Genomic DNA, 688 nt, shown 5'->3' with positions numbered 1-688 from the left:
GTTGACGGATGTCAGCGCTCACTGGGACACATCGCCGACCCGCCTTCTGGAGCGCGCCAACGGCAATCCCCTGCATCTCGAACAACTGCTGGCCGCAGCGGCCGAGACCGGATCGCAGGACGAACTCCCGCCCACCGTGCAGGCCGTACTGGGTGCCAGGATCGACGCCCTGGACCCGCAGGAGAGGTCCGCCCTGAATATGGCGTCGGTGATCGGGCGGGAGTTCGCGCCGGGTGAGCTGGCGCGGCTCTGCGGTACGCACGGCGGGGTGGAGGCAGCTCTCGGGCGGCTCAGTCGGCGGCGGCTCGTGGAACCGGGGCGCGACGCCTCCTTCTTCCGGTTCAGCAACGGACTGGTCCAGGAGGTCACGTACCAGTGCATGTCCAAGCGGGCCAGGGCCGAAGGACACGGCAAAGCCGCCGTGCTGCCGTCCGTGCTCGCCGCCGGACAAGCGGCGGTGGGCGGGCATCTGGAGCGCGCGTACGGCTACCGCGCCGACCTCGGCCGGCTCGACGACGCCACCGAAGCACTGCGTGTCCGGGCCGCCGACGCGCTCGGCCGGGCCGGAGCACAGGCGCTGGCCCGGTCGGACCTGTCCTGGGCCGACGATCTACTGGCCCGGTCCGTGGCGCTGCGCCGGCCGGGCGAACCGGGCGGCGCGGCGGCCATCCGCAGGCTCGGCGAGGTC

General features: G+C 73.0%; 1 pseudogene. It reads left to right on the top strand.

Features of this window, described 5'->3' with window-relative positions:
- Positions 1–688, top strand: a pseudogene (locus TN53_RS41545) (adenylate/guanylate cyclase domain-containing protein); the annotation flags it as partial.

Origin of the sequence: Streptomyces sp. WM6386, from assembly GCF_000972385.1 — a bacterium.
In the GTDB taxonomy this organism is placed as follows: Bacteria; Actinomycetota; Actinomycetes; order Streptomycetales; family Streptomycetaceae; genus Streptomyces.
The sequence above is the reverse complement of the archived record's forward strand: the minus strand, read 5'-3'. Positions and strand labels throughout refer to the sequence as shown.